This is a genomic window from Nitratireductor sp. L15S-10, from assembly GCF_045011005.1.
Taxonomy (GTDB): Bacteria; Pseudomonadota; Alphaproteobacteria; order Rhizobiales; family Rhizobiaceae; genus Nitratireductor.
In genome coordinates, this window is record NZ_CP120674.1 from 1,338,307 (window position 1) to 1,363,741 (window position 25,435).

General features: G+C 60.6%; 26 protein-coding genes and 1 tRNA gene. 14 read left to right on the plus strand and 13 right to left on the minus strand.

The genetic code is table 11. The features are described 5' to 3' along the window. Window positions 1-46: 46 nt before the first annotated feature. The 4 genes from P2W41_RS06405 to P2W41_RS06420 all read left to right on the plus strand — a co-directional run bounded on the left by P2W41_RS06405 (window position 47) and on the right by P2W41_RS06420 (window position 4,259). Window positions 47-1,006: an ArdC family protein gene (locus P2W41_RS06405; protein ID WP_404934611.1), complete on the plus strand. Its 960-nt coding sequence runs from the start codon at window positions 47-49 to the stop codon at window positions 1,004-1,006. Then, window positions 1,003-1,407 (plus strand): DUF2958 domain-containing protein, encoded by a 405-nt coding sequence (locus tag P2W41_RS06410; protein ID WP_404934612.1) that lies wholly within the window; start codon window positions 1,003-1,005, stop codon window positions 1,405-1,407. The genes P2W41_RS06405 and P2W41_RS06410 overlap by 4 nt, the downstream gene beginning before the upstream one ends. A 120-nt stretch (window positions 1,408-1,527) precedes the next feature. Next, window positions 1,528-2,016, plus strand: coding sequence for a DNA repair protein RadC (gene radC, locus P2W41_RS06415; protein ID WP_404934613.1), 489 nt, complete (start codon window positions 1,528-1,530; stop codon window positions 2,014-2,016). A gap of 119 nt (window positions 2,017-2,135) precedes the next feature. Then, window positions 2,136-4,259: a ParB/RepB/Spo0J family partition protein gene (locus P2W41_RS06420; protein ID WP_404934614.1), complete on the plus strand. Its 2,124-nt coding sequence runs from the start codon at window positions 2,136-2,138 to the stop codon at window positions 4,257-4,259. Window positions 4,260-4,415: 156 nt separating this feature from the next. On the opposite strand, the gene P2W41_RS06425 is transcribed toward P2W41_RS06420, so the two are convergent. After that, on the minus strand, window positions 4,416-4,829 hold the full coding sequence (locus P2W41_RS06425; RefSeq protein ID WP_404934615.1) for an SEC-C domain-containing protein: 414 nt from the start codon (window positions 4,827-4,829) through the stop codon (window positions 4,416-4,418). Between the two features lie 97 nt (window positions 4,830-4,926). Between P2W41_RS06425 and P2W41_RS06430 the strand changes: the two genes are divergently transcribed. Then, the gene (locus P2W41_RS06430; protein WP_404934616.1) at window positions 4,927-6,099 is read left to right on the plus strand and encodes an IS481 family transposase; all 1,173 of its coding nucleotides are present in this window, start codon (window positions 4,927-4,929) and stop codon (window positions 6,097-6,099) included. Between the two features lie 55 nt (window positions 6,100-6,154). Here P2W41_RS06430 and P2W41_RS06435 read toward each other — a convergent pair. Then, a tRNA-Met gene (locus P2W41_RS06435) sits at window positions 6,155-6,231 on the minus strand. Between the two features lie 229 nt (window positions 6,232-6,460). On the opposite strand from P2W41_RS06435, the gene P2W41_RS06440 reads away from it, so the two are divergent. After that, a complete protein-coding gene (locus P2W41_RS06440) occupies window positions 6,461-7,414 on the plus strand; it encodes a Gfo/Idh/MocA family protein (protein WP_292896936.1) in 954 nt (317 codons plus the stop codon). A gap of 107 nt (window positions 7,415-7,521) precedes the next feature. Here the strand turns inward: P2W41_RS06440 and mnmA are convergent, their stop codons facing one another. Next, window positions 7,522-8,703 carry a tRNA 2-thiouridine(34) synthase MnmA gene (gene mnmA, locus P2W41_RS06445; protein WP_292896934.1) on the minus strand — a complete coding sequence of 394 codons (1,182 nt, stop codon included), beginning with the start codon at window positions 8,701-8,703 and terminating at the stop codon, window positions 7,522-7,524. Window positions 8,704-8,991: 288 nt separating this feature from the next. Between mnmA and P2W41_RS06450 the strand changes: the two genes are divergently transcribed. Further along, window positions 8,992-9,267, plus strand: a complete 276-nt coding sequence (locus P2W41_RS06450) for a DUF1153 domain-containing protein (RefSeq protein ID WP_007009631.1) — start codon at window positions 8,992-8,994, stop codon at window positions 9,265-9,267. 278 nt (window positions 9,268-9,545) lie between these two features. Here the strand turns inward: P2W41_RS06450 and P2W41_RS06455 are convergent, their stop codons facing one another. Beyond that, window positions 9,546-9,920: a flagellar export protein FliJ gene (locus P2W41_RS06455; protein ID WP_229448609.1), complete on the minus strand. Its 375-nt coding sequence runs from the start codon at window positions 9,918-9,920 to the stop codon at window positions 9,546-9,548. A gap of 443 nt (window positions 9,921-10,363) precedes the next feature. Between P2W41_RS06455 and ctrA the strand changes: the two genes are divergently transcribed. Next, window positions 10,364-11,059: a response regulator transcription factor CtrA gene (gene ctrA / locus P2W41_RS06460; protein ID WP_223021304.1), complete on the plus strand. Its 696-nt coding sequence runs from the start codon at window positions 10,364-10,366 to the stop codon at window positions 11,057-11,059. 94 nt (window positions 11,060-11,153) lie between these two features. Here the strand turns inward: ctrA and P2W41_RS06465 are convergent, their stop codons facing one another. Together P2W41_RS06465 and chpT are read right to left on the minus strand one after the other, a co-directional pair. Next, on the minus strand, window positions 11,154-11,522 hold the full coding sequence (locus P2W41_RS06465; RefSeq protein WP_292896929.1) for a PleD family two-component system response regulator: 369 nt from the start codon (window positions 11,520-11,522) through the stop codon (window positions 11,154-11,156). A gap of 102 nt (window positions 11,523-11,624) precedes the next feature. After that, window positions 11,625-12,257: a histidine phosphotransferase ChpT gene (chpT, locus tag P2W41_RS06470; protein WP_292896927.1), complete on the minus strand. Its 633-nt coding sequence runs from the start codon at window positions 12,255-12,257 to the stop codon at window positions 11,625-11,627. Between the two features lie 356 nt (window positions 12,258-12,613). On the opposite strand from chpT, the gene P2W41_RS06475 reads away from it, so the two are divergent. Next, on the plus strand, window positions 12,614-13,204 hold the full coding sequence (locus tag P2W41_RS06475) for a DUF1134 domain-containing protein (RefSeq protein ID WP_292896925.1): 591 nt from the start codon (window positions 12,614-12,616) through the stop codon (window positions 13,202-13,204). Window positions 13,205-13,363: 159 nt separating this feature from the next. Beyond that, complete coding sequence (locus P2W41_RS06480; RefSeq protein WP_404934617.1) at window positions 13,364-14,602, plus strand: hypothetical protein; 1,239 nt, start codon at window positions 13,364-13,366, stop codon at window positions 14,600-14,602. Window positions 14,603-14,604: 2 nt separating this feature from the next. Here P2W41_RS06480 and P2W41_RS06485 read toward each other — a convergent pair whose 3' ends face one another. The 6 genes from P2W41_RS06485 to P2W41_RS06510 form a co-directional block, all read right to left on the minus strand. Further along, on the minus strand, window positions 14,605-15,408 hold the full coding sequence (locus P2W41_RS06485; RefSeq protein WP_404934618.1) for a TrmH family RNA methyltransferase: 804 nt from the start codon (window positions 15,406-15,408) through the stop codon (window positions 14,605-14,607). After that, on the minus strand, window positions 15,405-16,175 hold the full coding sequence (locus tag P2W41_RS06490) for a HugZ family protein (RefSeq protein ID WP_404934619.1): 771 nt from the start codon (window positions 16,173-16,175) through the stop codon (window positions 15,405-15,407). The genes P2W41_RS06485 and P2W41_RS06490 overlap by 4 nt, the downstream gene beginning before the upstream one ends. Before the next feature lie 83 nt (window positions 16,176-16,258). Continuing rightward, on the minus strand, window positions 16,259-17,020 hold the full coding sequence (locus tag P2W41_RS06495; RefSeq protein ID WP_292896917.1) for a 3-hydroxyacyl-CoA dehydrogenase: 762 nt from the start codon (window positions 17,018-17,020) through the stop codon (window positions 16,259-16,261). Window positions 17,021-17,114: 94 nt separating this feature from the next. Beyond that, window positions 17,115-18,302, minus strand: coding sequence for a choline ABC transporter ATP-binding protein (choV, locus tag P2W41_RS06500; protein WP_292896915.1), 1,188 nt, complete (start codon window positions 18,300-18,302; stop codon window positions 17,115-17,117). Next, the gene (choW, locus tag P2W41_RS06505; RefSeq protein WP_292896913.1) at window positions 18,299-19,153 is read right to left on the minus strand and encodes a choline ABC transporter permease subunit; all 855 of its coding nucleotides are present in this window, start codon (window positions 19,151-19,153) and stop codon (window positions 18,299-18,301) included. The genes choV and choW overlap by 4 nt, the downstream gene beginning before the upstream one ends. Window positions 19,154-19,286: 133 nt before the next feature. Continuing rightward, window positions 19,287-20,234 carry a choline ABC transporter substrate-binding protein gene (locus P2W41_RS06510; protein ID WP_404934620.1) on the minus strand — a complete coding sequence of 316 codons (948 nt, stop codon included), beginning with the start codon at window positions 20,232-20,234 and terminating at the stop codon, window positions 19,287-19,289. Window positions 20,235-20,461: 227 nt separating this feature from the next. Here P2W41_RS06510 and P2W41_RS06515 point away from each other — a divergent pair, with 227 nt between their 5' ends. Then, complete coding sequence (locus tag P2W41_RS06515; RefSeq protein WP_404934621.1) at window positions 20,462-21,082, plus strand: thymidine kinase; 621 nt, start codon at window positions 20,462-20,464, stop codon at window positions 21,080-21,082. Window positions 21,083-21,091: 9 nt separating this feature from the next. Here the strand turns inward: P2W41_RS06515 and P2W41_RS06520 are convergent, their stop codons facing one another. After that, complete coding sequence (locus tag P2W41_RS06520; RefSeq protein ID WP_404934622.1) at window positions 21,092-22,102, minus strand: YeiH family protein; 1,011 nt, start codon at window positions 22,100-22,102, stop codon at window positions 21,092-21,094. Window positions 22,103-22,204: 102 nt separating this feature from the next. Between P2W41_RS06520 and P2W41_RS06525 the strand changes: the two genes are divergently transcribed. From P2W41_RS06525 to P2W41_RS06535, 3 genes are read left to right on the plus strand one after another with little or no spacing between them, the layout of a single operon-like run. Next, the gene (locus P2W41_RS06525; protein ID WP_404934623.1) at window positions 22,205-23,137 is read left to right on the plus strand and encodes a LysR family transcriptional regulator; all 933 of its coding nucleotides are present in this window, start codon (window positions 22,205-22,207) and stop codon (window positions 23,135-23,137) included. 20 nt (window positions 23,138-23,157) lie between these two features. Further along, window positions 23,158-24,246, plus strand: a complete 1,089-nt coding sequence (locus tag P2W41_RS06530; protein WP_292896904.1) for a hypothetical protein — start codon at window positions 23,158-23,160, stop codon at window positions 24,244-24,246. Window positions 24,247-24,285: 39 nt separating this feature from the next. Beyond that, window positions 24,286-25,434, plus strand: a complete 1,149-nt coding sequence (locus P2W41_RS06535) for a hypothetical protein (RefSeq protein ID WP_404934624.1) — start codon at window positions 24,286-24,288, stop codon at window positions 25,432-25,434. The last annotated feature ends 1 nt before the right edge of the window (window position 25,435 follow it).

The following is a 25,435-nucleotide window of genomic DNA, read 5'->3' on the forward strand; positions in this document are numbered from 1 at the left end:
AGGGCTGGAGGAGAGGCCTCCGGCGCCCGTCGCGGAGATCATCCCGATGGCCAGACAGGACCGAGCCCGCCAAGGCGGCGCCCGCAGCAATCTCTATGACGACATCACCGACAAGATCATCGCCGAGCTGGAGGAAGGCCGGCTGCCCTGGGTCCAGCCCTGGGGGACGGCGGCGGCGAAAGCGCCGCTCGCCATGCCGAGAAACGCCGCAACCGCGCGGCAATATTCCGGCATCAATGTCCTGATCCTCTGGGGCGCCGTGGTCCAGCACGGCTATCCGACCCAGCATTGGCTCACCTTCCGGCAGGCGCTCTCGCTCGGCGGCAATGTCCGCAAGGGCGAGCGTGGGACCACCGTCGTCTATGCCGACCGCTTCACGCCGGAGGACGAGAAGCGCCGCGCCCGGGAGGCGGGTGACGAAGCCAGCAGCATTCCGTTCCTGAAGCGATTCACCGTCTTCAATGCCGCGCAATGCGAGGGCCTGCCCGAGGACATCGCCGTCGAGGCCCCGCCACCGCCGCCCGGCATGATCGAGCCGCGGGTCGAGGCGCTGATCCGCGCCACCGGGATCGATTTCCGCATCGGTGGGGATCGCGCCTTCTATGTTCCGGCGCTCGACTACATCCAGGTGCCGCCGCCGGCCACCTATTTCGAGCCGATCAACTGGCACAGGACGGCGCTCCACGAGATGGGGCACGCCACGGGCCATGCCTCGCGCCTAGGGCGGGATTTCTCGGGCAGCTTCGGCACGAAGAAATACGCCTTCGAGGAACTGGTCGCCGAGATGAACGCGGCCTTCTGCTGCGCATCGCTTGGCATCGTGCCGACCGTGCGCCACGCCGACTACATCGGCTCCTGGCTGGAGGTGCTGCCCGAGGACAACCGCGCCATCGTCCGCGCCGCCTCGCAGGCGAGCAAGGCCGCCGACTGGCTGCTCGCGCATCTGCCCGACGAGGAAGGCGATGAAACGGTTGCGGCCTCGACCGAGCGGAGGGTGGCGGCATGATCCTCCTGACCCGTACACAGCGCGCGCAGCTTCTCGCCAATGGTCGGCAGCGCGGTATCGATCACATCCCCGTCGTCAAATTCTTCAATCCCTTCGGCGAGGACGTTTGGCTCGCAACCGAACTCGATGAGGACGGCGACGTCATGTTCGGCCTGGCCGATATCGGCTGCCCCGAACTCGGAAGCTGGAGCTTCAGCGATCTGGAATCGATCCGGCTGCCCTTCGGCATGGGGATCGAACGCGATCTGCTCTTCACCGGCGATTTCCCGATCTCGGTCTGGGCCGAGGCGGCCGGGGCCGCCGGCAGCATTCGCGAGGCCGAGCGCAGTCTCTACAGCCGCGCTCGCGATGATGCCGGATCGACCCTGAAACCCGCCGATACGGAAACCCGGCAAGCCTGAGGTCCGGCTCTCAGGTTTTGCGATCCCGCGCCGCTCTCTCCGAGGCAGAGGGCGGCGCTTCCCGCCGTGACGCGGTGAAAGTCCCGGCACCCGGCCGGCTGCCCGTCGGGGAATACGAACATGACGCGACATCTGAGGAAACCTGCCATCGACCCGCAGCCTCGCCGGTTCTCGGCCCAGGAGCAGGCCGTCGTCTATGAGGCCCGCCAGATCCTGCTGCGCCACCTCAACCAGAACCCGGTCCTGTCCTCCTGGCAGGCCGTTCTGGACTATTGCGCCCTTACCATCCGCGGCGAGGTGGAGCGCTTCCATGTCCTCTATCTCGACCGGAAGAACCGGCTCATCTCTGACGAATGCCTCGCCATCGGCACGGTCGATCATGTCCCGGTCTATCCCCGGGAAGTGCTGCGACGCAGTCTGGCGCTCAACGCCCCCGCCCTGATCATCGTCCACAATCACCCGGCCGGCGATCCCGAGCCGTCAGCCGCCGACCTCGCGATGACAAAGGAGATCCAGAAGGCCTGCGCGGCTCTGGGCGTGACGCTGCATGACCACATCATCACCGGCGCCGGCCGGGAGACCAGCCTGCGCGCCAGAGGCGATATCTGATGGTCATGGAGAATCGCGGCCGGCGCGCGGCCGGGAGAGTGAAAGGAGGGAGAGGAATTTCGTGACGGGCTGGTTGCCGGAGAGAGAGGCTCCCCGGCGTCCGTCATGGAGTTGAGAACATGGCAACTGCCACCCAGAAGATCACCCTGTCGTCCTCGCGCGACATTCCCTTCAACAAGCTGGTGCTGTCCCAGTCCAATGTCCGGCGCGTCAAGGCCGGCGTCTCGATCGAGGAACTCGCCGAATCCATCGTCCGGCGCGGCCTCATCCAGAGCCTGCACGTCCGGCCGGTGGTCGATGCCGACGGTCAGGAGACCGGTATGTTCGAGGTGCCGGCCGGCGGGCGCCGCTATTGCGCGCTCGAACTGCTGGTGAAGCAGAAGCGCCTCAACAAGACCGCGCCGGTGCCCTGTGTCGTCTCGGAGGCCGGTGGCGATATCCTGATCGACGAGGTGTCGCTCGCCGAGAATATCGAGCGCGCCCCGCTCCATCCGCTCGACCAGTTCCGCGCCTTCTTGGGCCTCCGTGAGAAGGGCATGACCGAAGAGGAAATCGCGGCCGCTTTCTTCGTCGACGTCAAGGTCGTCAAGCAGCGCATGCGTCTCGCATCCGTCTCGCCGACGCTGCTCGAAACCTACGCCGAGGACGGCATGACGCTCGAACAGCTCATGGCCTTCACCGTCTCGGAGGACCATGATCGTCAGGAACAGGTCTGGGCGGCGATCAAGGATGGCTGGCAGAAAGAGCCCTACACCATCCGCCGGATGCTGACCGAAACCGCCGTGCGGGCCTCCGACAAGCGGGCCGTTTTCGTGGGCGTGGAGGCCTATGAAGCGGCGGGCGGCATCGTGCTGCGCGATCTCTTCCAGTCCGACGATGGCGGCTGGTTGCAGGACCCGGTGCTGCTCGATCAGCTGGTGGCCGAAAAGCTGAAGGCCGAAGCGGAGGCCATTGCCGCCGAGGGCTGGAAGTGGGTCGAGGTCGCTGTGAGCTTTCCCTATGGCCACCAGCATGGGCTGCGGCAGCTAGTCGGCACCACGGTCGATCTGACCGAGGAGGAGCGCGCGACCAGCGAGGCGTTGCGCGACGAGTTCGACCGGCTCGAATCCGGATATGGTGAGGCCGATGAGCTTCCCGATGAAATCGACGAGCGGCTGGGGGAGATCGAACAGGCGCTCGACGCCTTCGAGCAGCGCCCGGCGATATACGATCCGGCCGATATCGCCCTCGCCGGGGTCTTCGTCAGCATCGATGCCGATGGATCCCTGTCGGTGGATCGCGGCTATGTGCGCCCCGACGATGAACGCGCGGTCGAACCCGATGGCGCTGACGCATCGGAGCCTGGTGACGATGCCGGACAGGTGGGCGGACCCGCAGGCCAGCGCGCCGTCATCACGATCGGCGGCCAGCCGGCCGAGCCGGAGGATGAGGACGACGGGGGCAAGCCGCTGCCCGAACGTCTCGTCATCGAGCTGACCGCGCATCGTACCCTGGCGCTGCGCAACGCCGTCGCCGAGCACCCGGAAGTCGCCATGACCATGTTGCTGCACAAGCTGGTCAGCGACACTTTCCTGCGCACCGCGCCGACCGGGTGCCTGGAGGCCAGCGTGCGCCATGTCTTCTTCGCTGCGCAGCCGGAGGAGTTGAAGGACAGCGCATCTGCCCGCGAGGTTGCCGAGCGGCATGAACGCTGGGGCGATCACGTCCCGGCCGACGATCAGGCGCTCTGGGACTGGCTGACCGATCTCGACGACGCCTCGCGGCTCGATCTGCTCGCCCATTGCGTCAGCTTCGGGGTCAACGCGCTGTTCGAGCGGCCGAACCCCTATGGCGGAACCGGTGTCAGCCAGCACGGGCTGGATGTGCGTCTGGCGCAGGCCGACCGCCTCCAGCGCGCCACGGGCCTCGACATGGTGGCGGCAGGCTGGAAGCCCACCGTCGGCAACTATCTCGGCCGCGTCACTAAGGCGCGCATTCTCGAAGCCGTCCGCGAAGGCGCGGGCGAGCGGGCCGCCCAGCTTATCGACCACATGAAGAAGGGCGACATGGCGACCGAGGCCGAGCGCCTCCTAGCCGATACAGGCTGGCTGCCCGAACCGTTGCGCGTGGCCGATCTCGACGACGAGCCGGCCGAAGCCGATGCCGAGGCTGGCAATGAGGACTTGCCGGAATTCCTCGCCGGCGATGACGCGGAAAGTGCCGCCGACGGTGACGAAGAAGAACACCTCGTCGCTGCCGAGTGACCGTTTTGGCGGGGCGGTTCCGACCGCCCCGCACTATCTCTCGTCCGTCTACGGCCGCGCGTCTACTCTTCACGCCAGACAGGCAGGGCTGTCGCTCCAGCAGACGGGCCAAAGGCATGCTTCGACAGCGCAATCATGCCCGGCGAAAGCGGGGCATCATGGATAGAGCTGAACCAGGGGACCGCAGCACTTTTTGAATTTCTTGCCGCTTGTACAAAAACAGGGGTCATTCGGCCGCGTCGCCCGGGCAAGGTCCACGAACACGGCGGCCAAGCTGTTCTGTATGTCGCGCCCCAAGGCGGAAAGATAAGATCGCTGAAGCGTAACTTGGTTGCCTGTCGAGTTGTCCTCGATTGCCTGCTGCAACCTGTCTGCGGCAGCTATCCAACCGTCGACACTGGAAAACACTCCAGAATTTCGCTTGATGTTGATCCGGCGCTTCTGCGAGGCGAAGTCATAAGTCTGCGTCGGATCCGGAAGAAAGAGAATCCGCTGCTTTCCGTTTATGGGTGGCGTTATGTCGACCAGCGTGCCGTCTTTCTCCCAAATCGCGTGGTGTTCGGCTTCCACGAAGACACGCGGCCACACCCAGATGAGCTTATCGAGAGATAGGTGACACTTCATACCGGACACATGGTTTACACATCTCGCGTTTGGGGGAACCCGAATGCCCTGGAAAGAGTGTAAGCCAATGGACGAACGTCTCAGATTCATCGCTCGTCTGCTTGAAGGAGAGCAGATGGCGCCTCTTTGCCGGGAGTTCGGCATATCACGGGTCACCGGCTACAAGATTTTCGAGCGCTACAAGGAGTGTGGCCTTGACGGGTTGAACGACCGCTCACGGCGACCCTATCGCCAGGCCAACAGGCTTCCCGTCCAGATCGAGCGCTGCATCCTGGGTCTGAAGCGCGAACATTCATCCTGGGGGGCGCCAAAGATCCGCGACAAGCTGATCCGGCAATATCCGATGATCAAGCCCCCCGCCATCAGCACGGTGCATGCGGTGCTCGACCGGCACGGCCTGGTCACGCGCCGCAGACGGCGCCGTTACAAGGCCCGGGGGACTGCTCTCCGCAGCGCAGTTCAGGCGAACGGCCTTTGGTGCGCCGACTACAAGGGAGAGTTCAGGCTCGGCAACCGGCAATATTGTTACCCCCTGACCATCACCGATTATCATTCGCGCTATCTGCTGGCCTGCGAAGGCTTGACCTCGACGAAGTCGGACTTCGCCTTCTCCGTTTTCGAGCGGGTTTTCAGGGATTTCGGAGTGCCAGGCGCAATCCGTACCGATAACGGCGCGCCCTTCGCCAGCCCGCATGCGCTGTTCGGATTGAGCAGGCTGTCTGTGTGGTGGTTGCGTCTGGGTATCACAATCGAACGCATCAAACCCGGTCATCCGCAAGAGAACGGGCGCCACGAGCGCATGCATCTCACCCTCAAGAAGGAAGCCGCAAAGCCGGCCGCCTTCAACTTCCTGGAGCAGCAGGAGCGCTTCGATCGCTTCATCGAGGTTTACAACAATGAAAGGCCCCATCAGGGGCTGGGCGGTGCCTATCCGGGCGAACTCTATACACCGTCACCCCGCGCCTATCGGCCGCCCGACGAACCGGACTACCCGCTTCATGACCGCACCGTGCGTGTCACACGATGCGGTAGAATCTGCATCGGAAAACGAAAAATCAATCTCAGCCAGGTCTTCGCAGGCCAAATCCTGGGACTGCGCGAAGTCGAGGACGGTATTTGGCTCGTCTCATTCCTCGACTATGATCTGGGTTTCTTCGACAATAAGGAGGATCGTGTCGAACCGGCATCAAACCCATTCGCTCCGGAGAAAGTGTAAACCATCTCTCCGGTATCAAATGTAAACCATGTGACAAGAATGGACCGTGGAGCGATGGTAGCGGAGGAGGGATTCGAACCCCCGACACAAGGATTATGATTCCTCTGCTCTAACCGACTGAGCTACTCCGCCGCCTGGAGGCTGGGGAAACCGTTTCAAAACCGGTTCGGTGCCTCACGAAGACGCGCGGATATAAGGGGGCGGTGTCTGTCGTGTCAAGCGGGCTTCACCGTTTCTTGGGGGAATTTGTCCAGGCTTACGATTTCCCTGAAGAAATTGGCGGGATTTCACGGGCAGGGTTGAGTCGCGAGGGCCGCGTCTGTATGTGTTTTCTGCGCCAAAATCTTGGGCGAAGGATTTTATGAAACCGCGTATTGCCGTACTCGGATGTGGCTATTGGGGCTCGAACCACATTCGCACGCTTAAGTCTCTGGGAGTGCTGGCTGCCGTGTCTGATGCCAATGAGGCGCGGGCTGAAGGCTTTGCCAGTGAACATGAATGCGTGGCGATCTCACCCGACGCACTCTTCGAGCATGCCGAGATCGATGCGATCGTGCTGGCTCTGCCGCCGCAGTTTCACGCCGAATACGCCATCCGTGCCATGCGTTCGGGCAAGGATGTTCTGGTTGAAAAACCCATAGCACTGACTGTCGAGGATGCCGAGCGCTCGGTTTCCGTGGCGCGTGAAACAGGGCGCATCATCATGGTTGGCCATGTGCTGCGCTTTCATCCGGCTTTCGAGAAACTGAAGTCGCTGATCGACCAGGGCGACCTTGGTGAGATCCGCTATATCCATTCCCACCGGCTGGGGCTTGGCAAGTTTCACACCGAGAACGACGCCCTGTGGGATCTTGCCCCACACGATCTGTCGATGATCCTGGCGCTGACGGGAGCGGCTCCCGAAGAAGTGCGCGGCGAGGGCGCGGCGCTTCTCGATCACCTGAGCGATTTCGCGCATCTCCACATGCGCTTTCCTGGCGGTCTGCGCAGCCACCTCTTCACCTCGCGGCTCAACCCCTATCGTGAGCGCCGCCTGACGGTTGTCGGCGACAAGGCGATGGCGGTGTTCGATGATGTGGAGCCATGGGGGCGCAAGCTCGCCGTCTATCGCCATGCAGTCTGGCAGGACAGCGGCCATTGGGCGTTCACCACCAATGAGCCAACCTATGTGGATGTGGAAGAGGGGATGCCGCTGACGCGTGAGCTGCAGCATTTTCTCGACTGTATCGAAACAAGAAGCGAGCCGCGCACAACGGGCGAAGAGGCCATTGAGGTTCTGCGCATTCTGACGGCCGGTTCTGTAATGCATGGCTGACGCGTCTGGTCAGCCAGCCTGAGTTTCCTGCCGCTTGACCATCGATTTTCCAGCAAAAGCGCCCGCTCTTTGAAGGCTGAGACTGCCGCGGGTGAGCAGGGCGACCTTTACGCGCTGGGTGCGGCTGCTGCCAGACGCGTGAGCTGTGCTTCCGCTTCCTGCCCTCTCTCCGAACGCTCAATGAAGCCACCACCAAAGACGCGGGCCTCATTGCCGTCATCGGAGTAAAGCACGCAGGCCTGTCCGGGAGCGACGCCGGCTTCGCCCTCGGTGAGTTCAACCCAGGTCTTGCCGTCTGCGTGATGCAGCACGGCAGGGCGCGGCGGGCGCGTCGAACGAACCTTGGCAAAGACCTCCATCCCATCTGCGGGCAATTCGTCGAGCGGACCATCGCCGAGCCAGTTCACCTGGCGCAAGAACACCTTGTGCGTTTCCAGCGCCTCTCGCGGGCCAACAATGACACGCGCATTCTCGGCATCCAGGTGCACGACGTAGAGCGGTTCTCCCGTGGCGACGCCGATACCGCGCCTCTGGCCGATGGTGTAATGCATCACGCCGTCGTGGCGGCCGAGTTTGCGCCCGTCCAGATGCACGATCTCACCCGGCGTCGCGGCCTCGGGCTTCAGCTTGCTGATAATGTCCGAATATTTGCCGCGTGGTACGAAGCAGATGTCCTGGCTGTCCTGCTTGGCGGCGACGCTCAGGCCCATTTCTTCGGCGATGGCACGCACATCAGGCTTGGAGAGTCCGCCCAGCGGGAAACGCAGATAGTCGATCTGCTCCTGAGTGGTGGCGAAAAGGAAATAGCTCTGGTCGCGATCAGCATCCACCGGCCGCGTGAGCGCGCGGTGGGCACCATTCGCGCGGCTGCGGATATAGTGCCCGGTAGCGAGCGCGTCGGCGCCAAGGTCCCGTGCCGTTTCCAGAAGGTCGGCGAATTTCACGGTCTGATTGCACGAAACGCAGGGGATTGGCGTTTCACCGGCGACATAGCTTTGAGCGAAGGGGTCGATCACGGCCTCGCGAAAGCGCTGCTCGTAATTCAGCACATAGTGAGGAATGCCCAGCGTCTCGGCCACACGACGTGCGTCGTCAATGTCCTGACCGGCGCAACAGGAGCCTGGGCGGTGCGCGGCCTCGCCATGATCATAGAGCTGTAGCGTGACGCCAACGACGTCATAGCCCTGTTTGGCGAGGATGCCGGCAACGACGGAGGAGTCCACACCGCCTGACATCGCCACCACGATTCGGCAGTCCTGCGGGCGTCCGGGCAGGTCGAGGCTGTTCATTTGCTTGATCTTCTTTGTCTCTGAGCGTGGCCGATTACATGCCAATGCGGCGAATATAGGTCAAGGATCGGCATGCTGCCAGCCCGAAGGTTAACGGTCGCCGATGGAAGCCAGGCCGCGGTTTTCCAGAGTTTTGCCACTGGGGACGACGCAATTTGAAACAAATCGGCGACAAATTCCTAACGCGGGATTCATGTCCGTTACCGTATGCTTACCATGTGTTTAGGCAAATTTTAAAGCCGGCGCAGTAGCTTGTGTGACGGGTCTTGAGTTCAGGTAGAGAGTACTATGACCGAAATGGTTCGACCGCGCGTAAAATATGTCATCGGCCCGGATGGCAGCCCGCTGACAATTGCGGATCTGCCACCGAGCAATACGCGCAGGTGGGTAATCCGTCGCAAGGCGGAAGTGGTGGCCGCAGTGCGCGGTGGGCTTTTGAGTCTTGAGGAAGCCTGTCAGCGCTATCGTCTGACGGTGGAGGAATTCCTCTCGTGGCAGGCTTCTATCGATGATCATGGCCTGGCGGGGCTGCGGACAACACGTATCCAGCAATATCGACATTGACCAGGTTTCGACGCATTTTCGCGAAACGGAAAAATGCGTCGACTGCCGTTCAAACCCGAAAAGGGCCGGCGTTCTGCGTCGGCCCTTTTCTTTTCCGGCGCGAGGTCGAATTCAGTTCTGCATTTCCGTTCTGCCAGGCTGCATGACGCCGCGATCTATTTAAACAGACTCTGGCAGTCCGGGGTTTATCCAGCGCAGCAGGTAGAAACGCAAAACGGCAGGGAGAACCCTGCCGTTGAAAGTGATTCAGCGATAGATGGTGTCTGCGGGGACGAAGGTCAGCCGGTCATCGCGCGGGAGGCTGCTGCGTCCTGTCGCCCGCGCCCGTCGCGGTTTTCCAGAGCTTCGGCCTTGGCCAGTTCTGCTTCCGCCTCGGAAAGTTCGGCCTCGGCGGATTTGCGCTGTTCGACGAGTTCTGCCTGCGAGGTGCGCAGGTTGTCGCGGCGCAGGCGCGCGGCCTTGGCAAAAGTCGGGTAGGCGAAGTGATTGAGATCGGTGATGCCGGCCTTCGTTTCCTCAGAAATAATCTGCGCATCCAGTTCCGCGGCCATGCGGTCGAACTCGGCAATCATCGAATCCAGCTGTGCCATGCGGCGGCGCTTCTCATTAACCTGAAACTGCTTCAGTCGAACGAGGTTTTCACGCGGCTTCATACTCGATACTCCCACAATACGCACACACCAGCGCCCCTCGGCGGCTGTCCGTCCCGTTTACGCCGGGTCAGTCCTCGCAGGGTAAGCGCACTTAGGAAACAAATTCCTAAGATTCGGCCCCTTCGGTAACCATTCGTTTACGGGCATTGTTAATCATAAGGACGATGGCTTAAGGCACGGTAAAGATTGTGCGTGAGAAAGACGTAATTTGATTGTTGAGAGAGTCGGTTAGCGTGAATTGCTAATGTGATTCGCTCTATTCAGAGGCGGATATTTCACTAGTGGAATCAAAGAAGTGCCTTCAAAAGCTGAAAAGGGAATCTGGTGCTTGCCAGACCGAATTAGATTTTGTTAACCATTAACTGGCAGCCTCCGATTCAGGCAATCATTGCTTCGGTGCCGGATGCCTGCCAGGCCGGGTCGGCGGCGAGAAGGGGATAAAGATGCGCGTTTTGCTGATTGAAGACGACAGTGCTACGGCACAGAGCATCGAATTGATGCTCAAATCCGAGAGCTTCAATGTTTATACGACGGACCTCGGAGAAGAGGGCGTCGATCTCGGTAAGCTCTACGATTATGATATCATACTGCTTGATCTCAACCTGCCGGATATGTCGGGTTACGAGGTCCTGCGGACACTGCGCCTTTCGAAGGTGAAGACGCCCATCCTTATCCTCTCCGGTATGGCCGGCATTGAGGACAAGGTGCGTGGCCTCGGGTTCGGCGCAGACGACTATATGACGAAGCCGTTCCACAAGGACGAGCTTGTGGCGCGTATTCACGCCATCGTGCGACGCTCCAAGGGGCACGCACAGTCGGTTATCACCACCGGTGATCTGATTGTGAACCTGGATGCCAAGACGGTCGAGGTCGCTGGGCAGCGCGTCCACCTGACGGGCAAGGAATACCAGATGCTGGAGCTACTTTCGCTCCGCAAGGGTACGACGCTGACCAAGGAAATGTTCCTGAACCATCTTTATGGTGGAATGGACGAACCGGAATTGAAGATCATCGACGTCTTCATCTGCAAGCTTCGCAAGAAGCTGGATGCCGCGTCCGGCGGTCAGAATTTCATCGAGACGGTTTGGGGTCGCGGTTACGTGCTGCGCGAGCCCGAGGAAATTCGCGAAAGCGCCTGACCCCCGTTTCGCCTCCCCTTCAAGAACGCGCAAACCCGGCCGCGAGGCCGGGTTTTTTGCGTTGTCTGGGTGTGTTGTTTTGTCCAGTCAGGCGTTACGCTGCTGTCTGAAACTCCCGGAACTGCTCGAGCAATTGCGCGCGGGTAAAGGGTTTCAGCATATAGCCCTGCGCTCCAGCCCGTTTCGCACGCATGATCGCGCCGAGATCGAGCTCAGCAAGACACAGAAGAATATACGGCTTGAACTCTGCAGGCAGAACCATCAACCGGCGAACGAGGTCGCTTGAATCCATATCCGGCAGGGAGCTGTCGATAATGATGATGTCAGCCATGTCATGGGCAGACAGATCAAGGGCCTCCTGCCCACTGGCGGCCTCGGTGACCATCATTTCCGCGCTGGCGAGTATCCGTTTGGCGACCTTCCGGATGACGCTGGAATCGTCGACGATCAGGCAGCGAGCCATTTTCCACATCCTTTCGTGCAATGCAGTTGCCGCTGTCAGGCAAGCAGGAAGGAGTATGGAGCAAGGCTGGTAAAGCTGCCGCAAAGACTTATGGTTAACGGACTATTTCCCTGCAGACAGGATGATCTCATCGGCCGTGGCGCGGATATTGACCGTCATGCCTGTATCGCGTGCCAGAAGCAGGGTGTAGTAAAACTGAACGCTGTGGGCATCGATGGGCTCTTCCGGTTTGCTTCCTGAGTGAAGCTCAAGAAACTTCGGTGGTACGCGCAGCATCGGGCCTTCGGCCTTGATCTTGAAAGCGGGGGAGGTTTCGAGCTCTTCGAGATAAACGCGCAGCTTGCCGCCGCGCGGAATAGCGGAATTGGCAACGAGCAACAGGTTTAGCAAAAGCTTTACCTGGTTTTTGGGCAAGAGCGCGCGGGCACCATTCCATTCGAGTTCGGGCTTTTCGTTGGCGATGAAGGCCGTGGCTACCGCCTGTGCGTCTCCTGTGTCGATCTGCATACCCGCCGAACCGGCGGCGCCAAAGGCGATGCGCGCAAACTGCAGGCGTGCCGAGGCATTGACCGCGCTGGCGCGGATCAGGGCCATGGCATCTTCGTCAGCGCCGCCCTCATCTAACAGTTCGAGGCCGTTGTTGATGGCACCCACCGGCGAAATGATGTCGTGGCAAACGCGGCTGCACAGAAGAGCGGCAAGATCGGTTGCGCTCAGCGAGAAAAATTCGGACATGGGCATCTGTCCTCCAGACGTTGTTGCCGATCGGACCATCGCTGCCTGTGGATGCCGCGGCGCCGGCCGGTCTTTGCTCTTGTGGTTCCGACTTCGAACAGGTCCCAGTCTCCGACCGAATCAGATCATGGAACGCGCTGCTTCTGGTTACACAGGCGCGCGAAAACCGGCAACAGTTTGGCCTGAAATGGCGCAGGCCGCAGCCGTACGTCCTGGTGAAGGGCCATGCGCCGGCCATGTTTCAGGTTGAGGTTAACAGTTGGAAAAGATTCACGGCCTATTTTGAAGCAATCGTGGCTCGAGGCGGGGTAACGGTGGGCAGTCTATGACTGCCACTCATGGATGGAGAATGAACAATGCCTGCACGGCTTTTTTATTGGACGCGGTTTATCCAGGTCTGTCTGGTGGTTTTCGCGGTCGGCCTGGGCGCCATCTCCGTGGCCACCAATACGGCACGGGCCAATAATGGCTATACGGCTCAGGAGATCGTTGACGCCGGACACGGATTTTTCGGTGCCACGACAGGTGGTCTGGCAACCGTGGTGGAGAAGATATTCTCCAATTACGGCTTGCCGAACGGATATGTTCTTGGCGAGGAAGGCTCCGGGGCGTTTATCGGAGGCCTGACCTACGGCGAAGGCATGCTTTACACCAAGAATGCCGGTGACCATAAGGTCTTCTGGCAGGGACCATCCATCGGCTGGGACTATGGCGGTCAGGGATCCCGCGTCATGATCCTCGTCTACAACCTCAACTCCGTGAACGATCTTTACCGGCGCTTCGGCGGTGTTGCGGGCTCTGCTTACCTGGTGGCGGGTCTTGGCTTCAACGCGCTGACCAACGACAATATGATCCTGGTCCCGATCCGTACGGGGGTGGGCGCGCGCCTTGGCATCAATCTGGGTTACCTGAAGATGACCCCGCAGCCGACATGGAATCCCTTCTGAGGCAGGTTCATCACGGTGGCGGGCCAACTGATTGCGCGCTGCCCCGATGGTTGCAACGGCTTCCTGAGTGTATCAGCTTGACGTGCGGGTCGTTTTGCGTGACCCAATGAGGCGACAACTGCACATGCAGGGTTTCCTTGACGAGATGGGTTTCATGCGGTGATCACGACGATACTGCTTATTCTTCTGGGGTTTTTTATTGCGGGGTTTCTCGCGCTTGCTTTGGCCCCGCTTGTATGGCGCAGGGCGGTGCGGCTCACGACAAAGCGTATAGAAGCCAGCCTGCCGCTTTCTGCCAATGAACTTGAGGCGGAGAAAGATCGGCTGCGCGCCAGCCACGCCATGGCCGCCCGCCGGCTCGAGATGAATATCGAGTCCCTGAACAGGAAGACGTCTTCACAACTTGTCGAGATCTCCCGACTGAGCGACGAGGCCCGGCAGCTCGCCGAGGCTCGAGACGCACAGGACAGGGTAATTGCCGAACTGCGAGACGAAACCGAGAAGCAGCGCACGGCGCTGGCGGAGAACGCCGAAGTCATTTCCATGCTGGAAGCGAAGCTGGAGGAAGCACTTTCCGAGCTTGAGGTTCGCGGTACCGCGTTGACGGAGCTCAATGACCGCTACGAGGAAGAGCGTTTGCTGGCGAGCAGCCGGCAGATCGAAATGGTCGCCCGCGAGACGGAATTGCGTAAGGTGGAGGATGATCTGGCCGAACTTCGTCGTGATCGCAAGGATGCAATTCGCGCAGCGCGTGAAGCCGAAACCGGACGTAAAGAGGCTGAAGCCGGGTTGAAAGTAGCCGAGAAGCGCAATGCCGACCTTCAGAAAAAGCTGGAGGCGCAGATGAGGGCGCTGTACGAGCACGAAGAAAAGCTTGAACGCCGTGAAGCCGAGATTGCCCGTCTCCGCAAGGAGATGAACGCGGTGAGCGAGGCCAGCCTGTCTGAACAGGCCGCTCGCCGGTTGAACGAGGTGGAGGCCGAATGCGATCGCCTGTCGCGTGAACTTGCAGACAAGTCCCTGCAAGTTCGCACACTTCTTTCCGAGGGTGGGGCAAAGACGACGGGCCCTCAAAAAATATCTGAAAGTGACCAGGAGAAACTCAAGACACGGATTTCCAGGTTGCTTCAGGAAAACAAGAAACTGCGTGCCGAGCTTTCTGAGAAAAAGAAAAACGGAAAGGCTTCGGTTTCGAAGACAGCTTATGACGCACCGGCAGATGAAGCCCTGCGTGAGCAGATCCATAGCCTGGCGGCAGAAGTGATCGGTCTGACAGCGTCTCTCGAAGGGGAAAGTTCACCAATCGCCGAAGCGCTTCAGTCTCCGGAGACTGGAGGCGACGGTCGCCCAATGAGCCTTGCTGAAAGAGTGCGCATTCTGCGCGAACGTGCTTCCTAGTCTCAGGCCGGGCGCCAGAGCCGGTGCAATGCAATGGCGGAGGCTGCAGCCACGTTGAGACTGTCGAAATCCGGGGCCATGGCAATGCGTGCGGTGGGAAACTGCCTCATGTCCTCTTCCGAAAGTCCATGCCCTTCGCTGCCAAGAAGCAATGCGTGGCGCGGGTCGCGCTTTATCCCCGCGATGTCGATCTTTCCTTGTGGGCTCAGCGCTAGAATCGAGTAGCCCTGATCCTCAAGTGCCGCCGCAAGGGTGGCTGTATCGCTGAAACGCGCGAAGGGGATTTTCAGCGTGGCACCTACCGAGACACGGATAGCCTTGCGGTAGAGCGGATCACAGCAATCGTTCGTGAGCAGCACGGCGGCAGCGCCGAAAGATGCGGCGTTGCGGAAGATCGAGCCCATATTGTCGTGATTGGATATGCCCGATAGTGCGACCACCAGCGCCGCGTCGGGCAGCGTATCGAGCAGCGCTTCGCCGCTCGTTTCGCGCTTGCGACCGATCGCCAGAATGCCCCGATGGATCTCGAAACCGGCGACCTCATCCATCACCGCAGCGCTGGCTGTGTAGATCGGAACGTCTTCGGGAATGCGGTCGATGAGGTCGCCGAGCCCGGCCACACGGTTTTCCCGCAGAAACACGCTCTCGGCTGTGAACCGGCCTGTGGAGAAGAGCACGTTGAGCACCACGCGTCCTTCGGCCACGAAACGGCCTTGCCTTCCCACGAGATCGCGTTCGCGAATATCGCGATAGGCAGCGATGCGAGGATCTTCGGCGCTTGCGATGGGTAAGAGCTTCCGTTTCAACTGGCGATCCCCATGCGCGCTTCCTTTGCCATCGCCACAAGAGTGGGGCGTATCTGGGAGGCGTCGCTCAGCGGGGATTTGAAGAAAATGCGGCACGTTTCGTCGCCAAGCGCCAGATCGATCCCGTCCGGGTCGATGCCGGTCAGTTGCCATTTTCCCGAGGGAGCCCTGGCAAAATGGCGGGCATAGTTTTCCAACGCGTCCGCGTGGTCTTTGTTCATGTGTGCGATGGCACTGGCCTCGGAGCCTGCAAGACTGTCCAGAGCGGCGCTGTTCGTCAGGAGTTCAGACCGAAAAAGCCTGTAGGCGCGGGCGAATCCACCATTGAGAAGCGCCTGCTGCGGTTCAAGCCGGTAAATGGAGAAGTCTGGAAAGTCGACATACAGCTTTGCCTTGGGATGACGTGACAGATAGCGACGTCTGACGCGTTCGTGCGCTTTGCTTTCGCGTTCCACCCTGGAGGCGGAAGTTTTGATGGAAAGGCGCGGATGCGCCAGCGGGTCGCCCTTGCCGGGCTCACCTATCAGCAGCGAGCAGCGCGGATCGGCTTCCAGCCCCCTGGTATGGGCAGACAGGCCCGAGACCAGTATGAGTGGCGCGCCGTCGAGGTCGGTCGCGGTCGCGACGCGGGTGGCGAAGGGTGCGCCGTCATCTGGATCGATCGTTGCCAACGCACCAAAGCGTGCAGCGCGCAACAGTGTCTTCGCAAGGCGAATGGCGTCCGCATCCGTTTCGAGAATGACGTCCTTTGATTTTCCTTCGCTCATCGATGCCTCAATCCGTTGAAGCATCTCCTTCGCCGATCATGCTTTCGGCTGCAAGCTGTGGATGGGGATTTTCCATCATCGGGCTATTTCGGTGCCATGCGGATCGCGCCGTCAAGGCGGATGGTCTCGCCGTTCAGCATCTGGTTTTCGACGATATGGCAGGCAAGCGCTGCATATTCGGAAGGCTCGCCGAGGCGCGGCGGGAAGGGCACCTGCTGGCCAAGCGAAGCCTGCGCCTCTTCCGGCAGGCTCGCCATCATGGGTGTCTTGAAGATGCCGGGCGCAATCGTGCATACGCGGATGCCAGACCGTGAGAGATCGCGGGCGATGGGAAGCGTCATGCCGACCACGCCGCCCTTGGAAGCGGAGTAGGCCACCTGACCGATCTGCCCGTCAAAGGCTGCAACAGATGCGGTGCTCACGATCACGCCGCGCTCTCCACCCTCCAGCGGTTCAAGATCCTGTGCCTGGGCCGCAAAAAGCCGGATCATGTTGAACGTTCCGAGAAGATTGATCTCGATGACCTTGCGATAAAGATCGAGCGGGTGGGGCCCATCCCGGCCGACGGTTTTGGTAGCCGTGACAATGCCGGCACAATTCACGAGAATGCGCGGCGTGCCGAGCTTTTCCGTCGCTTCCTCCAGAGCCGCCAGACCATCGGCTTCGCTGGTGACATCGCAGCGCACGGCAATGCCGCCGATATCCGCGGCCACCGCTTCGGCCCTCTCCATGCCGACATCCGCAATGGCAATTTTTGCGCCTTTGTCCGCCAGTGCACGCGCCGTCGCTTCGCCAAGCCCCGAACCGCCGCCCGTAACAAGCGCAACCATACCGGATGGATTCATGTATCAGCCTCCCTCAATGTGTGATCGAGACAGTAGCGGTGGAGGCGCAACTGGAAAAGCGGCATCTGCGCAATGCCGCTGTGTGTGGAGATGCTCAGCGCCGAATGATGGCGCCCAGCACGTCGCGGATACCAATCGCCCCGACAAAACGCGAGGCCTCGTCGAAGAGCGCCACCGGCGCCGTCTGGGATTGCTGCATGGCGCGCATCACCGTGCGCAGCGGTGTGCCCGCTGTTGCCCAGAAGACCTTTGGCCTGTCCTCGGGGAGGTCCTCGATATTGTCGCAGGAGACCCAGATGGCGGGCTTGCCGTTCCGCTCGGCATCGATGACCAGCATGTTTTCATCGAACTTGAACCGCGTGGTCTTGCGCCGGTCGAGCCACAGCCAGCCTTCGCCGGCCGCCTCAAGGTCGCGAACATCGCGCATCACGTTCCAGGCGGTCAGCACAGAGAGCGGGTTCACATTGGAAATGAAGTCCCGCACATAGTCGTTCTCGGGTGCAAGAACGATGTCTTCCGGCGTGCCGGTCTGCACGATGCGTCCGCCTTCCATGATCGATATGCGGTTGCCGATCTTGAGGGCTTCCTCAAGATCGTGGCTCACAAACAGGATGGTCTTTTTCAGGCGCTCCTGGAGTTCAAGCAGTTCGTCCTGCAGCTTGGTGCGGATGAGCGGATCGAGCGCGGAGAATGGCTCGTCCATGAGCAGGATCGGCGCCTCAGTGGCAAAGGCGCGGGCAAGGCCCACACGCTGCTGCATTCCGCCTGAAAGCTCATGGGCATATTTGTCGGCCCAGTCGGTCAGATGCACCAGCTCGAGCTGCGCCATCACGCGCTCCTTGCGCTCTTTTGCCGATATGCCTGCAAGCTCCAGCCCGAAACCCACATTCTCCGCCACCGTGCGCCAGGGCAGAAGGGCGAATTGCTGAAAGACCATCGCCACGCATTCGCGGCGGATTTTGCGCAATTCGGCTTGCGAGCAGTTCACCACATCGGCCTGCCAGTCGCCATCGTGGACCACGACATTGCCGCGGGCCACGATGTTCAGCCGGTTCACTGCACGCAGCAGCGTCGACTTTCCAGAGCCCGAAAGCCCCATCAATACGGAAATCTCACCGCGTTCCACGGTCAGGTCGCAGTTGGCACAGCCGAGCACCGCGCCGGTTTCAGCGAGGATTTCCTCGCGGTTCCTGCCCGCATCCACCAGTGGAAGCGCCTCTGCCTTCTGCCGCTCCGTGCCAAAGAGGATGTCAACCTTGTTGAAGTCGATGGCCACGTTCATTTGTCGCTCCCCCGCTCAATGCGCGCGATACGGTCGAGAATGATGGCCAGAACGACGATAGCGAGGCCTGCTTCAAGCCCGAGCGGGATGTTGACCGAGTTCAACGCCCGGACGACCGGTTTTCCGAGGCCGTCGGCGCCGATCAGTGCCGCAATCACCACCATGGAGAGCGAGAGCATGATGCACTGGGTGAGCCCGGCCATGATGGAGGGCAGGGCGGCCGGCAGTTCCACCTTCCACAAAAGCTGGCGCTTGGTGGCGCCGAAGGCGTGCCCGGCCTCGATCATGGGCCGGGGAACGGAGGTTATGCCGAGATAGGTGAGCCGAATTGGCGCGGGCGAAGCGAAGATGACCGTCACGATCAGGCCGGGAGCAGCGCCGAGACCGAACAGGATGAGAACCGGGATCAGATAAACGAAGGTGGGTAGCGTCTGCATCAGGTCGAGTATGGGGCGCAAAACCTTGTAGACGCGTGGATTGTGTGCTGCCCAGATGCCAACGGGGACGCCAATCGCCATGGACACGGCTGCCGCGGCCACGACGAGCACAAGCGTCTCGACCGTTTCTTCCCATAAACCCTGATTGATGATGAAGAGAAGGCCGAGCGCTACCGCGACAGAAAGCTTCCAGGAGCGTTGCAGCAGATAGGCGAGTGCTGCAATGGCAAGCACCAGAACAATGGCAGGAACGGCCAGCAGAATGTCCACCATGCCGTCGAGCACGTCGGCCAGAACGTCTGCCAGCGTGTCGAACAACCAGGCAAAATTGGTGGTCAGAAAGTCGAAGAAGTCTCGGCCCCACCGACCGATGGGAATTTTCCAGTCAGCAATCCATTCTGAAAGAGGGTCCATGAGCCCGGGGAGTTCCTTTTCTCGGATTTCTTCTTATGCGTGTGCTCGCCGACTATGCGGCGATCTTTCGGCCTGCGGGCCGAAAAAAGACGTCGCGGAGTGCCAGCCCGGGCACCCCGCTTCGTCATGATGTTTACATGCCCAGATGCGCCTTCACGGCGTCGAGGCCAGGCTCGCCTCCAAACGTGGTCACGCCTTCCAGCCATGGGCCGAGTGCGTCCGGATTGGCCTTGAGCCATTCTGCTGCGGCCTTTTGCGGCTCGGCACCGTCGTCAAGGATCTTGCCCATGATCTCGTTCTCCATCTGAAGTGAGAAAACCATGTTCTTCAGGAGTTTTCCGAGGTTCGGACATTCTTCGGAAAGGCCTGCGCGGGTGTTGGTGTGCACCGTCGCGCCGCCATAGTTGGGGCCGAATACATCGTCACCGCCTTCAAGATAGGCCATGTCGATATTGGCGTTCATCGGGTGCGGTTCCCAACCGAGGAACACTACGTGCTCCTTCGATCCCACAGCGCGGCGCACCTGCGAGAGCATGCCGGCTTCCGAGCTTTCCACCACTTCGAAGTCTTTCAGGCCGAACGTGTCGTTCTCGATCATGTCGAGGATCAGGCGGTTGCCATCATTGCCAGGCTCGATGCCGTAGATCTTGCCGTCCAGCTCGTCAGCAAATTTGGCGATATCCGCAAAGCTCTTGAGACCCGCATCATAAGTGTATTGCGGAACGGCCAGCGTGTATTTCGCGCCTTCCAGATTTGTAACCACGGTTTCAACCGTGCCATCCTCGCGGTAAGGCGCGATGTCGGCCTCCATGGTCGGCATCCAGTTGCCGAGGAAGACATCCACGTCATTGTTCTTGAGCGATGCATAGGTCACCGGCACCGAAAGCACCTGTGTTTCGGGCTCATAGCCAAGGCCCTCAAGCACCACCGAGGCGGTGGCGGTGGTCGCGGTGATGTCGGTCCAGCCGACATCCGAGAAGGTAACGGACTGGCAGGCTTCGGGCTCCGCGGCCCATGCGGTGCCTGATGCGAGACCTGCGGCGAGCGCAAGGACCAGGGACGATTTTCGGCTCGGTAACATTGACGGCTCTCCTCTGTGGTTGTGTTTGGCAGAGCGCGGGTCTTAACCGGCTTTGTGCTTTATTTCAAAGGCAAGCACCAATTCAGGGGCGCTGCAAGCACAAACAGGTGTCTGTTTGCGCCATACAAGGCACCGTCTGCGACGGTATTCCGGTGGAAGAAGGCCGATGTGGCGTTTTCTAAAGGCTTCTGGTGGTGTTTAAGAGCGCGAACGATGCAGGTAGCGCGATGGCAAAGCTCTATTTCCACTATGCGACGATGAATGCGGGCAAGTCGACCATGCTCCTGCAGGCATCCTACAATTACCGCGAGCGCGGCATGAACACGATGCTGTTCGTCGCAGGCCATTACCGCAAGGACGATGGCGGCTACATCTCATCGCGCATCGGTCTCGACAGCGACGCGGAAATGTTCCGCGACGGGGATGACCTTTTTGCACGCATCGCCGAACATCACGACCACACGACAGTTCACTGCGTGTTTGTCGACGAGGCGCAGTTTCTGGAGGAAGAGCAGGTCTGGCAGCTTGCCCGCGTGGCAGACAGGCTTGGCATTCCCGTCATGTGCTACGGGTTGCGAACCGATTTTCAGGGCAATCTCTTCACCGGATCGCAAGCGCTTCTGGCGTTGGCCGACGAACTGCGTGAGGTGCGCACGATCTGCCGCTGCGGGCGCAAGGCCACCATGGTGGTTCGGCTCGGGGCTGATGGTAAAGTGGCAAAGAAGGGCGCACAGGTCGCCATCGGCAAGGATGTGTATGTCTCGCTCTGCCGCAGACACTGGGAAGAGGAAATGGGCCGCTGGAAGGCGGAGGACCTTGTGGGCTTTGCTGGAAGTGCTGCTGAGTAGCGCTCTCGTTCAGGCAACATCCAGAATGCGGATCAGCGCATAGCTGACCACACCCAGTACGGTCAGGGACAGAAGGGCGGCTGCGATAACACGGCCCCCACTCTTCATCACGCTTCTGATGTCCACCGTCAGGCCGAGCGCTGCCATGGCGATGATCGTCAGAAAGCCGGATGTCTCATGCATGACGGGAAGCGCCGGGGCGGGGATGAGGTTTGCCGAACGCAGTCCCATCATCGCGAGAAAGCCGATGATGAACCATGGCACCATCTCGAAGAAACCAAGCCTGACGCCTGCCATGCGCCCATGGGTCAGGCCCAGAAGGAAGATCACCGGGCCGAGCATGAGCACACGAACCAGTTTGACCAGCGTTCCCACCTGAATGCCGATCGGGCCGGCAGGGGCGGCGGCGGCCAGCACCTGCGGCACCGCATAGACCGTGAGGCCGGCAAGGACGCCCGACTGGACCGGGCTCATGCCGATGGCCGTATAGAGGACGGGCAGAAGCAGCACGACGAGAATGCTCAGGAACGCGGTGAAGGAGAGGGAGGCCGCCACTTCTGATGCTTCGGCACGGATCACGGGCGCTGCGGCTGCAATCGCCGAATTTCCGCAGATGGAGTTGCCGCATGCGACCAGCGTTGCAAGGCTGCGCGAAAGTCCAAGCGCCCGGCTGATCGCGTAGCCTGCAACGAGCGACAGAACCACCACGCCCACAATCCCGCCCACCAGCCCGAGGCCCGCATCGCCAAGGGCTGCGAGACTGATGGAGGCACCGAGCAATACGATTGCGACCTCCAGCACCGCCTTGGCACAGAAATCGATGCCGGGGCGGAAGGCAGGGGTGATCCGGGCGATGGAGCTTACCGCGGCGCCGAACAGAATGGCGAGAACCAGTCCTTCAAGCCATGCCTCGCCGAAATACACCTGTTCCGCCCATGCAGCCACCAGCGCCACCCCCGCGACAAGGAGGGAGAGAAAAACGCCGGGAAGAAGCTGAAGCGGGTGGCGAAGTGCGGACATGAATGCGACCTGATGCGATGAATGCATCCTTGGTCGCATGAGCGTTTATCGACTTCTATCGAATAGTATGTCATGTTTCATTCGTGAAAATCGAATGATCCCATGACTTTTGAACAATTGCTGATCTTTGTGGCCGTCGCCGAGCGGGAACACCTGACTCAGGCTGCCGCCGCTGTCGGGCGCACGCCCTCTGCCGTCAGTGCATCGATCAAGGCGCTTGAGAGCTATTATGGTGTCGAGCTTTTTCACCGCGTTGGCCGCCGCATCGAGCTGACACGTGTCGGCAAGGTATTTCTTGGCGAGGCGCAGGCGACGCTCGCGCGGGTGCGCTCTGCGGAAACCATGCTATCCGAGCTCGGTGGATTGCAGCGCGGCACGCTCAATGTCCATGCGAGCCAGACAGTAGCCAGCTACTGGTTGCCGCCGGTGCTCATGCGGTTTCACAAGCTCTATCCCGGCATCTCCGTAAAGCTCAAAGTGGGAAACACACGTATGGTGGCAGACGCAATGCTGGAAGGCGTGGCCGAGGTGGGGCTGGTCGAGGGCAGGGTGGATGAACCGGCGCTCACCGTGCGCCGGGTGGATCGGGACGTCATGGCAGTCGTGGTCGCACCCACGCATCCGTGGGCCGAGGGCCCGCCTCTTACGCCGCAAGACCTCATCTCGGGAGCGTCATGGATCATGCGGGAGGAGGGATCAGGCACGCGTGCCGCCTTCGAAAGCACGTTAACCGAGATGGGTGTCGACCCAGCCGGGCTCAATCTCGTCATGGAGTTTCCCTCCAATGAGGCGGTGCTTTCCGCCGTGCGGGAGAGTGGTTGTGCCGCCGCCATTTCCATGTCAGCTGCCGGCCCGCTGGTGGAACGTGGACTGCTGAAAGTCGCGAGCATTGATCTTGGTGCACGCGATTTCAGTCTGCTTCGCCACAGGGAGCGCAGGCAGAGTGGCGCGGCCACCGCGCTTGAGGAATTGTGCGTCGAGGCCGGTAACGTCTTTCAATCGTCAATGGACCCACATATATTTTCGCAACCCTGACCTTTGCGGAGCGTATTATTATGGCCACCTTGCAGAATTTCGACACGGAGATCGCGAAGACCCGTGAGGTGGTCGACGAGATGCGCTCGAAGATCGAGCAGTCGGGCACCGTGCTCGATAAGCTCGCCCGCACCGACGAGAAGATCGGCCAGGCCGATTTCGACATAGAGAATGCACGCATTCAGGACGTTCTCACGCAGCAAAAGGTGATGGAGACCAACATCGCCGACCTGATCATCGGCCTTGAGGATGCCACCAATGTCTTCGGTTCCGAATTCGAGAGCATGAAGAGTTACACCGGTTGGGAAAACTTCATCGGCATCTTCTCCAAGCAGAAGAAGCAGCGCATGCGCACAGAGCGCGTCCGCAACATGTCTCTGGCCGGCAATCTGCAGGAACTGCTTTCAAAGTCGGATACCATCACCGGTATTCTGAAGGATCAGAAGCAGGTTCTCGAAGAACGCTATCAGACCTCCGAGGCAAGTCTTGCCAAGGTTATCGAGCGGCGCAAAATCACGATGGAGACCCTGGAGGCTACTCAGAAGCGCATCGAGGAACTGAACCCGATGCTGCTCGACATCGAAAACCGCATCGCCGCCTCCACGAGCCAGAAGGATCGCGCGGCGCTCGAGGGGGAACGCTCGAAGCTTGCCACCGAATACAATGAGGCACAGGCGAAGGAGCAGGAGCTTCTCGCCGAAAGCCAGACGCTTGAGCGCTACACCTCCATGTTCCAGACCTTCGTGGATTCGCTCAACAACCAGATCGCCGCCCAGTCGACGCTGATCAACAAGCTCACCATCGACACCGAACAGCGCATCGTTCTCTACAAGGCGCTCGAAGATTCTCTGAAGACCGCAGCCCAGCAGGATGTGGCCCACCGCATCAACACTCTCGGCTCGAAGGTCGACAACACCGCCGAGGAGACGATGGCCGGCATCGGCGCAGCCGCGCAGCGGCACATTGGCGACCTGCTTGAGCTACACGAGAAAAACATGGTCACCACCGCCGATATCCAGCGCCGCAAGAAGCTTGCCGACGATGCCTTCGCCCGCCGTTTCGAAGACGTGATGAAAAAGCACGACGCCGCCAACTACGTTCGCAGCTGATGACGGTATGGGGGAAAACAGACAGTCGGGGCGATCTGCATGAACGCCGCTCCTGACGCCGCCGCGCGCTATTTCGATGCCATTGCGTCCGCGCTTGAAGGGCTTGGCGTCTACTTCGGCGACCGGTCGGCCTCACCCTTCCAGTCGCACGGTCTCGTGGCGGAGGTCGTGTCTCCTTATATCGGCAGGCTGGAACGCTCGTTCGAGTGCTGGCAGAACCGCCTCGGGTTCATGGAAAAATTCCGTATTCAGCGCGCTGAAAGCGGTTATCCGGTTTTCCAGAGCGTGCTGGAACTCGAGAACGACCGGCGTCAGGCCGAGAAGCGTCTTGCCGGTGTATCGGCGCCAGACGAGCTGCGGGCCGAGATGGTCGATTTCATTTTGCGCCATCGCGAATTTCCGGCTGACCTCCAGCGCTCCATGGCCGAGCGGCTTTATCTGGAGCAGTTGAAGGCGGGCAATGTGTTCTCGCCCTTCATTTTGCCGGAAACGGTGCGTGTTTCGGTGAATCCCAAGACAAAACGGCCTTATTATCTGGTGCATTGGGGTGCTTTTGACGGAAATTCGAGCCTTCCCGTGGTCTATATGGCAGCGGTAGAGGATTCCTCGCCTTCCATGGTCAAGGCGCTTGTTTCCGAAGATGGCAAGCTAAAGGAGGATGTCGAGATCGGTCTGCCGGTGGGCGGTCTGCTCAATCCGGAGCTGGCCCATCGCTTCGATGATTTTGCGGAGAAAAACTCCGCCTATTCCCTGTCGCCCGCCACGATTGCCGGAAATCTCGACAAGGATTTCGACCACCTCCACCCCAAGCAACTGCGCCGGGTGGTGCTGGGACCGTTTTATACGGCCGGCATCACGGAGAACAATTCGACCGTTGCGGAGGTGCTGGGCAAGGTGCGCCGGCAGGAGAATGCGTGGCTTCTCACCTGGACGGTGCAGGAGGTCTATTCAAAGACCGAGCGCCCGGCGCGCAAGGGGCTGTGGTCCAGCCAGCCGGCGCGCGAGGAGTTCTTCATCGACACGGATGATCTGGACGCTGCCCGCATGGGCGTGAGCGCCTATGAGCAGCACGCGCTCGTGCCGCACGAAGCCTATCAGGCGCTCTATGCAGCCGGCGAGGCGCAAAAGATTTTTGAAGGCTACGACGTGCACGTCATTTCGGGCGGGCGGGTCATCACCGACGTATAGG

Bases quoted from the DNA above. Each gene is read 5' to 3' on its own strand.
- P2W41_RS06440 (WP_292896936.1), top strand. From the start codon at position 6,461: ATGAAACCGCGTATTGCCGTACTCGGATGTGGCTATTGGGGCTCGAAC.
- P2W41_RS06520 (WP_404934622.1), bottom strand. From the start codon at position 22,102: ATGTCCGCACTTCGCCACCCGCTTCAGCTTCTTCCCGGCGTTTTTCTC.
- P2W41_RS06475 (WP_292896925.1), top strand. From the start codon at position 12,614: ATGCCTGCACGGCTTTTTTATTGGACGCGGTTTATCCAGGTCTGTCTG.
- P2W41_RS06515 (WP_404934621.1), top strand. From the start codon at position 20,462: ATGGCAAAGCTCTATTTCCACTATGCGACGATGAATGCGGGCAAGTCG.
- P2W41_RS06450 (WP_007009631.1), top strand. From the start codon at position 8,992: ATGACCGAAATGGTTCGACCGCGCGTAAAATATGTCATCGGCCCGGAT.
- mnmA (WP_292896934.1), bottom strand. From the start codon at position 8,703: ATGAACAGCCTCGACCTGCCCGGACGCCCGCAGGACTGCCGAATCGTG.
- radC (WP_404934613.1), top strand. From the start codon at position 1,528: ATGACGCGACATCTGAGGAAACCTGCCATCGACCCGCAGCCTCGCCGG.
- P2W41_RS06530 (WP_292896904.1), top strand. From the start codon at position 23,158: ATGGCCACCTTGCAGAATTTCGACACGGAGATCGCGAAGACCCGTGAG.
- P2W41_RS06405 (WP_404934611.1), top strand. From the start codon at position 47: ATGGCCAGACAGGACCGAGCCCGCCAAGGCGGCGCCCGCAGCAATCTC.
- P2W41_RS06430 (WP_404934616.1), top strand. From the start codon at position 4,927: ATGCCCTGGAAAGAGTGTAAGCCAATGGACGAACGTCTCAGATTCATC.
- P2W41_RS06410 (WP_404934612.1), top strand. From the start codon at position 1,003: ATGATCCTCCTGACCCGTACACAGCGCGCGCAGCTTCTCGCCAATGGT.
- P2W41_RS06490 (WP_404934619.1), bottom strand. From the start codon at position 16,175: ATGAGCGAAGGAAAATCAAAGGACGTCATTCTCGAAACGGATGCGGAC.
- ctrA (WP_223021304.1), top strand. From the start codon at position 10,364: ATGCGCGTTTTGCTGATTGAAGACGACAGTGCTACGGCACAGAGCATC.
- P2W41_RS06455 (WP_229448609.1), bottom strand. From the start codon at position 9,920: ATGAAGCCGCGTGAAAACCTCGTTCGACTGAAGCAGTTTCAGGTTAAT.
- P2W41_RS06495 (WP_292896917.1), bottom strand. From the start codon at position 17,020: ATGAATCCATCCGGTATGGTTGCGCTTGTTACGGGCGGCGGTTCGGGG.
- choW (WP_292896913.1), bottom strand. From the start codon at position 19,153: ATGGACCCTCTTTCAGAATGGATTGCTGACTGGAAAATTCCCATCGGT.
- choV (WP_292896915.1), bottom strand. From the start codon at position 18,302: ATGAACGTGGCCATCGACTTCAACAAGGTTGACATCCTCTTTGGCACG.
- P2W41_RS06535 (WP_404934624.1), top strand. From the start codon at position 24,286: ATGAACGCCGCTCCTGACGCCGCCGCGCGCTATTTCGATGCCATTGCG.
- chpT (WP_292896927.1), bottom strand. From the start codon at position 12,257: ATGTCCGAATTTTTCTCGCTGAGCGCAACCGATCTTGCCGCTCTTCTG.
- P2W41_RS06525 (WP_404934623.1), top strand. From the start codon at position 22,205: ATGACTTTTGAACAATTGCTGATCTTTGTGGCCGTCGCCGAGCGGGAA.
- P2W41_RS06465 (WP_292896929.1), bottom strand. From the start codon at position 11,522: ATGGCTCGCTGCCTGATCGTCGACGATTCCAGCGTCATCCGGAAGGTC.
- P2W41_RS06510 (WP_404934620.1), bottom strand. From the start codon at position 20,234: ATGTTACCGAGCCGAAAATCGTCCCTGGTCCTTGCGCTCGCCGCAGGT.
- P2W41_RS06420 (WP_404934614.1), top strand. From the start codon at position 2,136: ATGGCAACTGCCACCCAGAAGATCACCCTGTCGTCCTCGCGCGACATT.